Raw genomic sequence first — 14,166 nt, forward strand, 5'->3', positions numbered from 1 at the left:
GTTGCCGATAAATGCCTGGTCGCGCCCGGGTGCGCTCCTACGGCGTCATGGCGCTATAGGTCCCCGAACCGCGACTGCAGCGCCGCAATCGCCGCCAGCCCCGCCGTTTCGGTGCGCAGAATGCGCGGCCCCAGCTGCAGTCCGCTGAAACCCGCCTCGGCAAGCAGTGCGCGATCGCGTGGCGACCAGCCGCCTTCCGGCCCGATCGCCACGACGATGTGTTGCTGAATGCTCGATGCCAACGTGCCCAGGCGATGCTCGCCCTGTGGGTCCAGCGTCAGCCGTAGCGCATGCGCGTCGCTGGCCTGCGCCGCGTCCTGCAGGCCCTGCGGCGCGGCCACGCTGGGAAGACGTGCACGCCCGGATTGCTCGCAGGCCGACACCACCACGCTGCGCCAGTGCGCCACGCGTTTTTCGGTGCGCGCCGCATCGAGCTTGACCTCGGTGCGCTCGGCGATCACCGGCACGATCGCCGCAACGCCCAATTCGGTGGCCTTCTGCAGGATCAGATCCATCTTCTCGCCGCGCGCGATGCCTTGCATCAAGGTGATACGCAACGGCGATTCGTTGGAGAGCGGCTCGGCGCGTTCCACCCGCGCACGTGCATCGCGCTTGCCCGCCACGGTGATGCGTGCGTGGTAGTCGCTGCCGTCGCCGTTGAACAGGATGCAGGCATCGCCCTCGCGCAGCCGCAGTACCCGCAGCAGGTGATTGGCCGACTCTTCCGGCAATGTCACTTCCTGGTCGCAGTGCAGCGGCAGCGCGACATGCGAACGGGTCAGGCGCATGCGACCGCTTCCGTGATGGCATGGCGGGTGGTGTCGGCCAACAACGCAAGCTGCGCCTCGTCCACGCAATACGGCGGCATCCAGTACAGCACGTCGCCAAGCGGGCGCAGCACCACGCCTTTTTCGAGCGCCGCGCGATACGCCTTCAGGCCGACGCGTGCGGCAGACGCAAACGGCGTGCGCTTGTTACCGCCCTGGGTCAGCTCGAAGGCCACGATCATGCCGGCCTGGCGCACGTCCGCCACGGACGGGTGTTCGCCGATCTGCGCAGCGAGCGCGCGCATGCGCGCGGCGATGGGTTGGTTACGCGCAATCACGTGGTCGTCTGCGAAGATCTTCAAGGTCGCCAGCGCCGCGGCACATGCCAGCGGGTTGCCGGTGTAACTGTGCGAATGCAGAAACGCACGCTCGCGCGAATCGTCCAGGAACGCGTCGTACAACTGCTGCGTGGCCAACACCGCCGACAGCGGCAGGAAGCCGCCGGTCAGTCCCTTCGACAGGCACAACAGGTCGGGCATCACGCCGGCCTGTTCGCAGGCAAACAGGGTGCCGGTACGGCCGAAGCCGGTGGCGATCTCGTCGGCGATCAAGAATGCACCATGGGCATCGCATAATTCGCGCGCGCGGCGCAGATACGCCGGGTGGTACATGCGCATCCCGCCCGCGCATTGCACGCGCGGCTCCAGGATCAGTGCACAGATTTCGCCGGGCGAGTGTTCGAACAGTGCCTGCAACGCATCGGCTGCCTGCAGCGCATGGTCTTCGGCGCTTTGCCCCGGTTCGGCCAGGTAGGCATCGGGCGAGGGCGTGAACATCGCCTCCAGCAACAGCGGCGCATACACGCGCCGGTACAGCGGAATATCGCCAACCGATAGCGCGCCGATGGTTTCGCCGTGGTAACCATTCTCCAGTGCGATGAACCGCGTCCGCCGGTGGTCGCCGCGATTGTGGAAGTAATGAAAGGCCATCTTCAGCGCCACCTCCACGCCGGCCGATCCGTTGTCGGCATAGAACACCTTGGACAGCGGCGCGCGCCCGGCCTGGCGTGGCGCGATCGCCAGCAACTGCTCGGCCAGCTGCACGGCCGGCGTATGCGTGAAGCCGGCCAGCATCACCTGCTCCAGTTCGCCGGCCTGGCGCGCGATGGCCGCGCCGATGCGCGGTTCGGTATGACCGAACAGGTTGGTCCACCAGCTGCTCACCGCGTCCAGATAGCGGCGGCCGTCATGGCCGACCAGCCATGCGCCTTCGCCACCCGCGATCGGCACCAGCGGCAGCGTGTGCGGGTGCTCACGCATCTGCGTGCAGGGGTGCCACACCACGGCAAGATCGCGTTGCCGCCAATGTTCGGCAGTTTGTGCGGCTGCAGGGTCTGCTAGGATTTCGGGTTCATGGACATGTCGATGCATCCGCCTATTCTATCGGCCCGCTTTGCGGCTGCGTGCGACGCATGAGCTCGCGCCTGCCGATCATCCACAAGATCACCGATCTGGGCGACGGGCCGTTCCGTCGGCAGCAGCTGGATCTGGAGTTTTCCAACGGGCAGCGTCGCATCTACGAACGCCAACTCAGCCAGGGCCATGGCGCCGTGGTGGTGGTACCGATGCTCGATGCGCAAACCGTGCTGCTGGTGCGCGAATACGCCGCCGGCGTGCATCGCTACGAACTCGGTCTGGTCAAGGGCCGCATCGACGCCGGCGAAACACCCGAGCAGGCCGCCGACCGCGAGCTCAAGGAAGAAGCCGGCTATGGCGCACGCCAGGTACAGGTGCTGCGCGCGATGACGCTCGCTCCTACTTATATGAGTCACCAATCCTGGTTGGTGCTGGCACGCGACCTCTATCCCGAGCGCCTGGTCGGCGACGAGCCGGAAGAGATGGACGTGGTGCCGTGGCCAATCGCACGTCTGGACGAATTGATGCTGCGCGAAGATTTTTCCGAAGGCCGTTCGCTGGCCGCCTTGTTCATTGCGCGCGAGTGGCTGGAGCGCAATCCATGATCCGCATCCCGATGGAGCTGCGCGAAACCGTGATCGCCATCGCGCGCGACGCCGGCGACGCAATCATGGAGGTCTACGCCCAGGACTTTTCGGTGGAGATCAAGGACGACGCCAGCCCGCTGACCCAGGCCGACCTGGCGGCCAACCGCGTCATCGTCGAAGGCCTGCGCCGTGTCACCCCGGATGTGCCGGTGCTGTCGGAAGAGTCTGCGCACGTGGCCTGGGAGCAACGCCAGTACTGGACCAGTTACTGGCTGGTCGATCCGCTCGATGGCACCCGCGAATTCGTCAAGCGCAACGGCGAGTTCAGCGTCAACATCGCACTCATCCATATGGGCGCGCCGGTGCTCGGGGTGGTGCAGGCGCCGGTCGACGGACGGGTCTGGTATGCCGCGCGTGGCGAGAACGCCTTCCGCCGCGATGGCGACCGCGATGAGATGCTGCACACGCGCACCCCGGCCGCCATGCCGTTGCGGGTGGCAGCCAGCCGTTCGCATCGCGACGCGCGGACTGCCGCCGCGCTGGAGCGGATGGGCGAGATCGACGTGGTCGCGCAAGGCTCGTCGTTGAAGTTCTGCCGCATCGCCGAAGGCGATCTGGACGTGTATCCACGCTTCGGCCCCACCTCCGAGTGGGACACCGCCGCCGGCCAGTGCGTGCTGCATGCGGCCGGTGGCGTGTTGCTGGCCGGCGCCAGTGGCAAACCGTTCCGCTACAACCGCCGCGACACCTTGCTCAACGGCGACTTCATCGCACTGGGCGACCCCAATCTGCCCTGGCGCGATTGGCTGGCCTGAGCGGCATGCGCGCCGTCCTGACGACGGCATGGCTGCGCAAGGTCCTGACGCTCTGGAAGGTACACTCCGGTATCTCCGCACGCGCTTGCGTGCCGCGTCTATTGCGGGTGCAACGGCCGCTTACGTCGCTTACGTCGCGTGGGAATGCGCCGGCGGCGCACCCACTCACAGGTTCCAGGAATACACGATGCCTCAGACCCCATCCATCGGCGATATCCAGCAGCTGTTGCACGTGATGGCGCGTCTGCGCGATCGCGAACACGGCTGTCCCTGGGATGTGCAGCAGACCTTCGCCAGCATCGCGCCATACACCATCGAAGAAGCCTACGAGGTGGCCGATGCGATCGATCGCAACGACCTGGCTGGCCTGCGCGACGAGTTGGGCGACCTGTTGCTGCAGGTGGTCTTCCATTCGCAAATGGCGGCCGAGCAGGGGGCGTTTACATTCGCCGACGTGGTCGCCACGCTTCGCGACAAGCTCATACGCCGCCACCCGCATGTGTTCGCCGCCCAACCGGCGGCCGATGCGCAGGCGGTGAGCGCCAACTGGGAGCAGATCAAGCGCGAAGAACGTCGTGTTGCCGGCAACCAAGACGACTCCGCACTTGCCGGCATCGCGCGCGGGCTGCCCGAATGGCAGCGCTCCACCAAACTGCAGTCGCGTGCGGCGCGCGTGGGTTTCGATTGGCCCGGCCCGGCGCCGGTGCTGGAAAAACTGCAGGAAGAAATCGAAGAGTTGCGCTTGGAATTCGCGCGCGGCCCGGTGGCCGACAATCAGGCCCGGCTGGAAGACGAACTGGGCGATGTGTTGTTCGTCTGCGCCAATCTGGCGCGCCATGCCAAGGTGGATGTCGGCGCCGCGTTGCGGCACGCCAACCTGAAATTCGAACGTCGCTTTCGTGCGATGGAAGCGCAGGCGCGTACTGCCGGCACCTCGTTGAACGCGTTGTCGCTGGGCGAGCAGGAAGCGTTGTGGCAACAGGCCAAGCGTGAGGAGCGCAGCGGCGATGTGCCGGTCGTCGACAGTCCGGCCATCGACGGTTCCGCGGGCGATGCATCGGCCTTGCACGCCCCGGTGTCCCACGCGCCGCCCGTGGACAGCCCTGTCAGCAGTCACCCGTCCGTTGGCGGTGAGGTTTTCCGCAGCGCAATGGGGTATCAAACCGGCGTCGATGGCCCCGATTCCGAAACGCCGCGCCCCGCATGACGATCGCGCCGACCACGCTGCTGTTGTTCGCCGCGACGGCGCTCGCCGAGTTGGTGGGTTGCTACCTTCCTTATCTCTGGCTGCGCAAAGGTGGCAGCGTGTGGTTGCTGCTGCCCACTGCGCTGAGCCTCGCCGTCTTCGTCTGGCTGTTGAGCTTGCATCCGGAAGCGAGCGGTCGCGTGTACGCGGCCTATGGCGGCGTCTACATCGCCAGCGCGCTGTTGTGGCTGTGGTGGGTGGACGGCGTGACGCCGACGCGCTGGGATCTGCTCGGCGCCGCCTGTTGCCTGCTCGGCATGGCGGTCATCATGTTCTCGCCGCGTAGCGCCTGACCGCGTTTGCAGGAGCGCGCTTGTTGGCTGTCTTACGACAGCCGCCGGGTGCGGCTGCGCCCGGGCCCGCTCCGCGCGTGGCCGGCGTAAGCCGCCGGGAGCGCCGAGGCATACTCACGCAGGGATAGATCCACTACCTGCAAGGGGCCGCACCTGTTTCCGGCTTCATGTCTCGCCATCGCCGTGCTGGTTGCCGGCGTCGTTGTCCTGTTCAAAACCGTGCGCATGGTGCCGCCACACCATGAGTCCGGGGCTGCACTTCCTGGTGCCGGTGGTCGACGGCGTGGGTCGGCGCGCCACAGGACGCTTCCCGGAGGGGGGGCCGTCAGCGGCACGGCGAGGGCGCCGCGCGGCTTGCCTTGGCGCCAGCCAAGGCAAGCCGCGCAGCACCCGCTTGGCACCGCTGACGGCCAACGCATCTCATCTCGACGCCCATAACACGCTCTATATCCGCGACATCCAGCCGCCGCGCGACCTGATCGATTCGATGGCGGGGCAGATGAAGGCCGAGCGCAGAGCGTGCGCAGATCCTCGAAGCCGAAGGCTCGCGTCAATCGGAAATCTTGCGCGCCGATGGCGAGAAGCAGGCCGCCGTGCTCGAGGCCGAAGGCCGCAAGGAAGCCGCCTTCCGCGATGCCGAGGCGCGCGAACGTCTGGCCGAGGCCGAGGCACGCGCGACGCAGATGGTGTCCGACGCCATCGCCAACGGCAGCGTGCAGGCGATCAACTGTTTCGTCGCACGGAAGTATGTGGAAGCATTCAAGGCGCTGGCCACCGCGCCCAACCAGAAATTCGTGCTGATGCCGATGGAATCCAGCGGCATCATCGGTTCGATCGCCGGCATTGCCGAGCTGGCCAAGCAGGCGGCCGGCAAACCCGACGCGCCCATGCGCGTCCCGCCGATGCCGCCGCGCGCGGGAGACTGAGCCATGCGCTGGGACGTGGCGGTCTGGGGCAGTGCTGGCGCTGCTGCTGATTGCGGCCCAGACCCTGGTGCGTGTGCGTTCCTGCTGTGGATGGGGATCGCTGCCGCAGCGGTGTGCTTATTGGTGCCGGTGTTGCCGGACATCGCGTTGCTGTGGCAGATCGTGGCGCTTGTGCTGCTCAGCTTCGTCTTGGTGCAGGTGTATCGCACCTGGTTTCGCGGCAAGGGCTCCCAGAGCGATCGCCCGCTACTCGATCGGCGTGCCGAGCAGTTGATCGGCCGTTGCGTGCCGCTCGATCAGGCCATCCACGATGGTCGCGTCCGCGCCAAGGTCGATGATGCGTTCTGGGTGGTGGCCGGCCCGGACCTGCCGGCTGGCACTTCGGCACGCCGGTGCGCATCGTCGGCGTCGATGGCATGACCTTGCTGGTGCAGCCGGCCGCTTGATGTACGCGGGCAGGGCATGCAGTGCGGTGCCCGCCTGAGCATTGTTGCAGCGCGGCGTAGCGTCGCGCTGCGTTACTGCCCGCAGGCAGCGCAACCACACAGCGGCGTGTCTGCCGTTCCCCCAAGCGTGACAGGATGGCGATAATGGCCGTCTTTCCTCGGAACGGCGCACATGACCCAGAAGACCATCCTCAACGACACCCATCGTGCGCTTGGCGCCAAGATGGTCGACTTCGGCAGCTGGGACATGCCGATCCACTACGGCTCGCAACTGGACGAGCACCACCAGGTGCGTCGCGACGCCGGCATGTTCGACGTCAGCCACATGACGGTGGTCGACCTGCACGGCGCGCGCGTGCGCGAGTTTCTGCGCTACTTGCTCGCCAACTCGGTGGACAAGCTCAAGGTCTCCGGCAAGGCGCTGTACACCTGCATGCTCAATCCGCAGGGTGGGGTGATCGACGACCTCATCGTCTATTACATGACAGAAAACTTCTTCCGTCTGGTGGTCAACGCCGCCACCCGCGAAAAGGACCTGCAGTGGATCGGCGAGCAGGCCGCGCGCTTCGACGTGCGCGTCGAAGAGCGCAGCGACTTCGCCATGATTGCCGTGCAAGGTCCCAGCGCGCGTACCAAGGTCATCGACCTGCTCGACCCTGCCGACACTGCAGCGGCGAGCAAGCTCGGCCGGTTCGCCGCGCTGCAGACGCGTTCGCGCGATGGCATCGAGTTGTTCCTTGCGCGCACCGGCTACACCGGCGAAGACGGTTTCGAAATCGTGTTGCCGCAGCAGGCCGCCGTCGCATTCTGGAATGCGTTGCTCGCGCAGGGCGTCAAACCGGCCGGCCTGGGCGCACGCGACACCCTGCGTCTGGAAGCGGGCATGAATCTTTACGGGCAGGACATGGACGATGGCGTCACCCCTTACGAGGCAGGGCTGGCCTGGACGATCGCCCTGGACGAAGGACGCGACTTCATCGGTCGCAGCGTGCTCGAATCGCAAAAGGCGCAGGGCGCACCGCGTCAGCTGATCGGTGTGGTGATGGACGAGAAGGGCGTGTTACGGCATGGCCAGACCGTGCTCACCGCCAACGGCGAAGGCGAGATCCTGTCCGGCACGTTCTCGCCGACGCTGGGCAAGGCGATCGCCTTCGCGCGCGTGCCGGCCGGTAGCATCGAGCAGCTGCGCGTGGACATCCGCGGCAAACAGGTGCCGTTGAGAGCGGTGAAGTTTCCGTTCGTGCGCGACGGCCAGGCACAGCCCGGCGTGCTCGGCGACTGAATCGTGTAGCGCCATGTATGCCGCGCGCGGCGCTGCGCCCGCGTCCGGATCGCCATCGCCACACCGCCGTGCGTGCACCTGTCTTGTCGCGCGGTCTAAACTAGCCATCTGTCCCCAATCATCATCTTTCCCGGAGCACACCCATGAGCGAGATCCCTGGCGACCTCAAGTTCCTCAAATCCCACGAGTGGGCCCGCGTCGAGAGCAACGGTCGCGTGACCGTCGGCATTTCCGACCACGCGCAGGGCTTGCTGGGTGACCTGGTTTACGTCGAATTGCCGGGTGTCGGCGACACCGTACAGGTCGGAAACGGCGCTGCGGTGGTGGAATCGGTCAAGGCCGCCTCCGACGTCTATAGCCCGGTCAGCGGCACCGTCGTCGAGGTCAACAGCGCGTTGAGCGACAAGCCGGAAACCATCAACGAAGACGCCTACGGCGAAGGCTGGATCTTCGTCGTCGAGATCGACGACAAGGAACAGCTCAACGACCTGTTGGACCCGGACGACTATGCCGAGCTGCTCGAAGAAGACGATCACTGATCAGGTGTCGTTGACGCCGGCATCCGATGGCCGCTCATAGAGCGGCCATTTTTTTGAGCACGCCTTCTGTCGGTGACGCGTATCTTGGTGCAGCGATGCCGCGCAAGCCGCCAGCGAAATCGGAGAAAGGGGAACGTCGGTCGGGGATCGCGATGCCGCTGGTGCATGTCGATGCGGTACGTCGACAGCAACGGTCCGACGCGCGTCCACTGCTCGCCCACCTGCACTGCGCCGGATTTCTGACGTGAGTCGTTCGTGAGGGTTTGGCGTGCGCCCGGTGAAAAAATTTTGTGCATGTCGCCTTGCTCGATCATCCGTCAGTGCACGCGATGGATGCCGCAGTCGGTGCGCGCGGCTGCATGCATGACGCTCCAGGCGCTCAATAAGTTTGCGCATTTCTGCTCATGCGACGTCGGAAGTGCAGCCGTTGGATAAAAAATTTTCAGCTGGCGGACAGGCGGCAAGCCATGCCGTCGCATCGGCTTCGCTGCCGTGCGGACGAAGTGTTCGGGCAGGCGTGCAAGCGCGCGACTTAAAAAAAACAGCGGAAAAGAGGTGCTTTTTCGAAAACGCTGTTGGGCGAGCGCGCTTCTCGGTTGGACGGGTACGCCCGCGCGCGGGGCGATTCGCTGGCGCGGACATGGCGCGCAGCGACGGTGGGTAGAAAAAAAATTGCAAAAGAGTGTTGACAGTAAAAAAAAGCGTGATTAGGTTTCGCCCAGCAGACATTGCTGCGGAAGAGAGTGAGCAGAATCGACATCACGCCGACAAGCTTGTTCCGGATGTCCACCGAAGCGCTAACCACGGTGGAGTCGGGTCCGCTTCTCTCCAAGAAAGCAGTTGTCGTTCCGACTACGCACCCGTGTCGCCGTTCGATGCGGGTGTTTCTGTATCCGTTCCGTCGCGCATCATCTGCGGACGGTCCCCGACGACGGCATGCCGTCGCGGGGTTTGGTTCAACTGGGCGTTTCACCTCCATAGTTCACTGACGAGGAGCCAATTACATGGCCACTGCAAAAGCTGCGAAAAAGAAACCCACTGCCAAAAAGGCAGTGAAGAAGACTGCCGCCAAGAAGGCAGTCAAGAAGGTCGCCAAAAAGGCGACCGCCAAGAAGGCAGTAAAGAAGACTGCTGCCAAGAAGGCCGTCAAGAAGACTGCAAAGAAGGCAACCGCCAAGAAGGCAGTAAAGAAGACTGCGAAGAAGGCAACCAAGAAGACGGCCGCCAAGAAGGCAGTGAAGAAGACTGCAAAGAAGGCGACCAAGAAGACTGCCGCCAAGAAGACGGCCAAGAAAGCCGTCAAGAAGACCACCAAAAAGGCAGTAGCGAAGAAGGCGACCAAGAAGTCCGCCACCAAGAAGACCGCTACCAAGAAGCCTGCCGTGAAGAAGGTCGCCAAGAAGAAGCCGGCCGTTCGCAAGAAGAAGGCCGCTCCGGTCGCGCTGCCCGCAACCCCGGCACCGCTGATCTGATCTTGTAATACCCGATCGCCGTAAACATCGAGCTCTCTCCCCGACGCCCAGCGGGGAGGGAGCTTTTTTATGTGCCTGGCGCTAGCGCGGTCGGTGCGAGGCTGCGCGTTGCCAGTCCGCAAACGGCGTAGGTGTTGCCGGCCGAGCAACCTCGCTCATTTCAAGTTTGCGGCATTGTGCCGCCAGGCGCGCATGCCGGTCGGCAGTGCAGATGTCGCCGCGGGATCATTCTGACTTTGCCCGCCAACTTGGACAGTTGTCGATGCCTTCGCACGATGGCTCGAGGGCAGACAGCACGACAGCACGCCGCCGCTGCCTGACCTGAGGGCGTGCCGGAAATGCAGCAGGTCGGAAGGCAGAGACCTTTGGGAGACCCAAGCCGCGAGACTCCAGAGCCGGCCGCCGGTGCTTCCACTTCGGGACACCGAACAGATCGGCTCAGCCGCAACGTTGGTGGCAAGGGGTGTTTACGGCAGCCAGACAATGCCGGCGTATTGCGCATTCACGGCCTTGCTCTTGCGCGCCCGGCAGTCATGCCTTCGGCGAGCCGAGCAACGCGCGTCGGAGACACAGAAACAACGAAGGCGGCCGAAGCCGCCTTTGCCCACGTCACCGACCCGAGGTCAGTGCACGACTCCACTCAGCGCGGCGAGGCCACCGACTTGCCGGAAGACGCACCCTTGCCAGCCGGGTCGGGTTTTTCTGCCAGCATGTTCTCGCTGCCGAAGTCGCCGTCCACGTCGATGTCCAGCCAGCGCTTGGCCGGCAGGCCGAGCGCGCGATCCAGGATGGTCGGCAGCATGCCCGAGGGCAGGCCACTTTCGCCGTTCCACAGGATCGCAACACCCAGGTCGCGCTCCGGCAGCAGTGCGACCAAACCGCGATAACCTTGCACCGCGCCGGCATGGAACACCACTTGATGGCCGGCGTAATCGAACACGCGCCAGCCCAGCGCATAGCTGGCCGCGTCCACGCGCTCGTGGCGCCAGCCCGAACGCATTTCGCCCGGCGTGGAGATCAACGGCGCGTGCAGCGTCGCCAACAGCGGCGCAGGCAGCACATCGGTGCGATGGCCGGTGTGCGCGAGCAGCCACTGCGCCATATCGCTGGCGCTGGCGTTGACGCCCGCAGCGGGCGCCAGACGGTAGTAGGTGGGCTTGGGCGTCAGCGAGACCCAGCCATTGCGGCTGCGCACATGCGGACGTGCCCAGTGCGGGCTCGCCTGGATACCGGCCAGCCCCATGCTGGCGTCGTTCATGCCCAGCGGCTTGAAGATGCGGCGCTCTACCGATTGCTCGTAGAAGCTGCCCGATGCGGCGAACACCACATCGCCAACCAGGCTGAAGGCGACGTTTTGATATGCGTAGCAATCGCCCGGTGCGCAACGCAGCGGCGCAGCCGCCAGCTTATGGCTGAGCGAGTAGTAGTCGGCGTTGGATTCGATATCGCGGTCGTAGGCGTTGCGGGTCAGGCCGACGCGATGGCTGAGCACTTCGGCCACGGTGAGTTGCCGGGTGGCCGCGTTGTCGCTGAGCTGGAAGCCCGGCACATAGTCGACCACTTTGCTGTCCCAGCGCAGCACGCCATCGTTGACCAGCAGGCCGGCCATGGTGCCGGCGAAGGCTTTGGACAGCGAGGCCAGGCGAAACACCGTGTGGCCATCGACCGGCTGCGGATGATTGACGTCGGTGACGCCATAGCCGCGCGCGCTGAGCACCTTGCCGCCCTGCACGATGGCCATCGCCATCCCGGGCACCCGGTTGCCGTAGGTCAGCTGGTCGGCCATCGATTCGAATGCCGCCACATCGAAACCGGCAGCAGGTGCCAACACCTGGTTGGCCGGCAGCGAGGTGCGATAGGGCAGCGGTGCGGTGGGCGACTGAGCCACAGTGGCCGCCTGCAACGCAGCGGCGGTGGGCGCGGGTGTCTGCGCGGTGGATGATAGGGCCAGGGGCAATAACGCCCCGAACAGCCCGATAGCCAACGGTCGGAACCGTCGGCGCGTGCGCATTTCTGTCATGGTTGTCCCGCCTGTTCCGCTGCCTCCGGCGATTCTAGCGCCGCGCTTTGCAATAGCACAAACTGCCGGAAGATGAATGGGCATCGCATTGATCCTATTGATGATTTTAGATTCAGCATTCGAGTATTCCGGTGCCGCCGACGCGTTGCCACGCTTTGGTGCAATACGAGTTGCAAGCAGCGTGCCGGCGTGGAGGGCACCCGGGCCGCAGTGTCCTGCGACTGGTCGCTGGTGGCGCTGCCTCGCATCGGCTAACTTGCGCGCTTCTTTCACAGGTGCTGCCGTTGTCATGTTTTTTCTGTCGGGCCCGCTTGTGCGAGCGGCCGTTACCTCATGACCAGCCCCTCTGCGCCGCGATCTGCGGCTGGCCGTTTGCGCGCGGCACTGCGTAGCTCGCCGCCACTGGCGTGGTCGTTTCTTTACTTCTTTTGTCTGCTCAGCGGTTACTACGTGTTGCGTCCGGTGCGCGAAGCGATGGGTGCCTCGGCCGATGTAGAGGCACTCTTTCCCACTGGCATGATCGCGTTCTTCGCCGCGCACGGTGTGCCGCTGAAGGACTTCACGCTGCAGGTGCTGTTTACCTGCACCTTCCTGATCATGGTGCTGCTGCAACCGGTCTACGGCGCTCTGGTCAGCCGTTATCCGCGGCGGGTGTTCCTGCCGGGGGTGTACGGCTTCTTCATCGCGACCCTGCTGCTGTTCTATGTGCTGTTCGACAGCGGCGTGCCGGGCCGTGGCATGGCGTTCTTTTTGTGGGTGACCGTCTTCAACCTGTTTGCGGTGGCGGTGTTCTGGAGTTTCATGGCCGATGTCTTCAGCAATGCCCAAGCGCGTAGTTACTACGGCTATATCGGCGCGGCAGGCACGCTGGGCGCGTTTCTGGGCCCGGTCCTGACGCGCGTACTGGTCGAACGTATCGGCATCGCGCATCTGATGTTGGTGTCGGCCGGGTTTTTGGCGGTCTGCGTGGTTTGCGTGCTGCGCCTGCGGCTGTGGGCCGTTGCGCGCGAACAGGAGGGCCAGCTCAGTTCTGGCGAATTGCCAATGGGCGGCGATGTACTCGGCGGCCTCAAGCTGATCGTGCATGAACCGCTGTTGCGCTGGCTGGCCTTCATGGTGTTGTTTGGCGTGGGCGTGGGGACCTTGCTCTACAACGAGCAGGCGGCGCTGGTGCGGCGGCTTTACACCGATGCAGCGACGGCCACCGCCTATTACTCCAGCATCGACCTGGCGATCAATGCGCTGGCGCTGGTGCTGCAGCTGCTGGTGACGCGCGCGTTGCTGTCGCGCTTTGGCATCGCGCCGGCGTTGTTGATCCCGGGCGTTGCAATCATGCTGGGCTACGCGGCTTTGGCGGCGTCGCCGTTGCCGATGATGATTGCGATCGTGCAGGTGATTACCCGCTCCAGCGAATTCGCACTGGCCAAGCCTGCGCGCGAAACGCTGTACACGCGGGTAAATCGCGAGTGGCGCTACAAGGCTGGCGCCGCCATCGACACGGTGGTCTATCGCGGTGGCGATCTCACCTTCGTTTGGGTGCACAAGCTGGTCTCCGCGTTCGGCTCCAGCGCGGTGTTCGGCGTCGGCCTGCTCGTGGCGACCGGCATGACGGTCGGCGCGTTCGGCCTGTTGCGCCAAGCGCGCAAGCTACCCGCCGAGCGCGACGTGGAGACGGACAAGCGCGTTTCCGAGTAAGCACCGCCACAGCACACGTGGCAGATGCAGCTTGGCGCTTGGCATCGACCACGCAGACGGACTGCTTCTCACTCTGGCAGCGCCAGAAGCGCACTCACCAGCTCGGTAGTGCAGGTGTGCCGAACAGAGCGACCGCAATCGCGGCTATGCTGGCGGCACCATTTGTCGAGGCGGTCTGCCATGTCCCTGTTCGCCATCGTTGCCGGCGTGTGCATCGCACTGCTGCACGTCTACATCCTGGTATTGGAAATGGTGCTGTGGACGCATCCGCTGGGCTTGAAGACCTTCCGCAATAGCCTTGAGAAGGCGCAGGCCACCCGCGTGCTGGCGGCCAACCAGGGGCTCTACAACGGCTTCCTTGCCGCGGGCCTGCTCTGGGGCGCACTGGCCGCCCGCCCCGACGTGCTGAGCTTCTTCCTGGTCTGCGTGGTTGTGGCAGGTTGCTACGGCGCCTACAGCGTCAATCGCCGCATCTTCTTCGTGCAGGCGCTGCCGGCGTTGATCGCCTTGGCGCTGGTGTGGTTGCCGTTCTGATCCAGCTGCGGCAGCTGTTCGCTGCACGCAGGTTCGCCGCACGCAGGAGTGGGGAATGGCTGCGATGCGCTCTTGTTCTGTAGCCTCAGCGCCTGGCTGCTGCCAGCGTGTGACGTGCGCGACTCTCCC

13 protein-coding genes and 2 pseudogenes are annotated in these 14,166 nt (G+C 65.0%); 10 read left to right on the top strand and 5 right to left on the bottom strand.

The genetic code is table 11. The annotated features are described in order from the left end of the window. Nucleotides 1-53 precede the first annotated feature (53 nt). On the bottom strand, nt 54-788 hold the full coding sequence (locus F7R02_RS04300; RefSeq protein ID WP_003482429.1) for a 16S rRNA (uracil(1498)-N(3))-methyltransferase: 735 nt from the start codon (nt 786-788) through the stop codon (nt 54-56). After that, a complete protein-coding gene (gene bioA, locus F7R02_RS04305) occupies nt 779-2,197 on the bottom strand; it encodes an adenosylmethionine--8-amino-7-oxononanoate transaminase (RefSeq protein WP_078590241.1) in 1,419 nt (472 codons plus the stop codon). Before bioA ends, F7R02_RS04300 begins: the two co-directional genes overlap by 10 nt. A gap of 41 nt (nt 2,198-2,238) precedes the next feature. Here bioA and nudE point away from each other — a divergent pair, with 41 nt between their 5' ends. The 8 genes and pseudogenes from nudE to gcvH all read left to right on the top strand — a co-directional run bounded on the left by nudE (nt 2,239) and on the right by gcvH (nt 8,316). Then, nucleotides 2,239-2,787 carry an ADP compounds hydrolase NudE gene (gene nudE, locus F7R02_RS04310; RefSeq protein ID WP_003482427.1) on the top strand — a complete coding sequence of 183 codons (549 nt, stop codon included), beginning with the start codon at nt 2,239-2,241 and terminating at the stop codon, nt 2,785-2,787. After that, nucleotides 2,784-3,584, top strand: a complete 801-nt coding sequence (cysQ, locus tag F7R02_RS04315; protein WP_003482426.1) for a 3'(2'),5'-bisphosphate nucleotidase CysQ — start codon at nt 2,784-2,786, stop codon at nt 3,582-3,584. Before nudE ends, cysQ begins: the two co-directional genes overlap by 4 nt. A gap of 187 nt (nt 3,585-3,771) precedes the next feature. After that, nucleotides 3,772-4,791, top strand: coding sequence for a nucleoside triphosphate pyrophosphohydrolase (mazG, locus tag F7R02_RS04320; RefSeq protein ID WP_078590242.1), 1,020 nt, complete (start codon nt 3,772-3,774; stop codon nt 4,789-4,791). Beyond that, nucleotides 4,788-5,123, top strand: coding sequence for a YnfA family protein (locus tag F7R02_RS04325; RefSeq protein ID WP_008572067.1), 336 nt, complete (start codon nt 4,788-4,790; stop codon nt 5,121-5,123). Before mazG ends, F7R02_RS04325 begins: the two co-directional genes overlap by 4 nt. Before the next feature lie 153 nt (nt 5,124-5,276). Continuing rightward, a pseudogene (locus tag F7R02_RS27475) lies at nt 5,277-6,049 on the top strand (SPFH domain-containing protein). Nucleotides 6,050-6,052: 3 nt separating this feature from the next. Continuing rightward, nucleotides 6,053-6,495: pseudogene (locus F7R02_RS04340) on the top strand (NfeD family protein). Between the two features lie 172 nt (nt 6,496-6,667). Then, entirely contained in the window at nt 6,668-7,777 is a 1,110-nt protein-coding gene (gene gcvT / locus F7R02_RS04345; RefSeq protein WP_078590243.1) for a glycine cleavage system aminomethyltransferase GcvT, read from the top strand. A 143-nt stretch (nt 7,778-7,920) separates the two neighbouring features. Beyond that, nucleotides 7,921-8,316: a glycine cleavage system protein GcvH gene (gene gcvH / locus F7R02_RS04350; RefSeq protein ID WP_078590244.1), complete on the top strand. Its 396-nt coding sequence runs from the start codon at nt 7,921-7,923 to the stop codon at nt 8,314-8,316. Here the strand turns inward: gcvH and F7R02_RS04355 are convergent. The 3 genes from F7R02_RS04355 to F7R02_RS04365 all read right to left on the bottom strand — a co-directional run bounded on the left by F7R02_RS04355 (nt 8,310) and on the right by F7R02_RS04365 (nt 11,808). Then, nucleotides 8,310-8,630, bottom strand: a complete 321-nt coding sequence (locus F7R02_RS04355; protein WP_124632088.1) for a hypothetical protein — start codon at nt 8,628-8,630, stop codon at nt 8,310-8,312. The two genes, gcvH and F7R02_RS04355, sit on opposite strands and share 7 nt — an antisense overlap. Before the next feature lie 686 nt (nt 8,631-9,316). Then, nucleotides 9,317-9,736: a hypothetical protein gene (locus tag F7R02_RS26850; RefSeq protein ID WP_235857434.1), complete on the bottom strand. Its 420-nt coding sequence runs from the start codon at nt 9,734-9,736 to the stop codon at nt 9,317-9,319. A gap of 692 nt (nt 9,737-10,428) precedes the next feature. Continuing rightward, the gene (locus tag F7R02_RS04365; protein ID WP_033482753.1) at nt 10,429-11,808 is read right to left on the bottom strand and encodes a serine hydrolase domain-containing protein; all 1,380 of its coding nucleotides are present in this window, start codon (nt 11,806-11,808) and stop codon (nt 10,429-10,431) included. 333 nt (nt 11,809-12,141) lie between these two features. On the opposite strand from F7R02_RS04365, the gene F7R02_RS04370 reads away from it, so the two are divergent. Then, complete coding sequence (locus F7R02_RS04370) at nt 12,142-13,503, top strand: NTP/NDP exchange transporter (protein ID WP_078590246.1); 1,362 nt, start codon at nt 12,142-12,144, stop codon at nt 13,501-13,503. A 180-nt stretch (nt 13,504-13,683) separates the two neighbouring features. Then, nucleotides 13,684-14,037, top strand: coding sequence for a DUF1304 domain-containing protein (locus F7R02_RS04375; protein WP_005933744.1), 354 nt, complete (start codon nt 13,684-13,686; stop codon nt 14,035-14,037). The last annotated feature ends 129 nt before the right edge of the window (nt 14,038-14,166 follow it).

It is taken from the genome of Xanthomonas cissicola (genome assembly GCF_008801575.1).
GTDB lineage: Bacteria > Pseudomonadota > Gammaproteobacteria > Xanthomonadales > Xanthomonadaceae > Xanthomonas > Xanthomonas cissicola.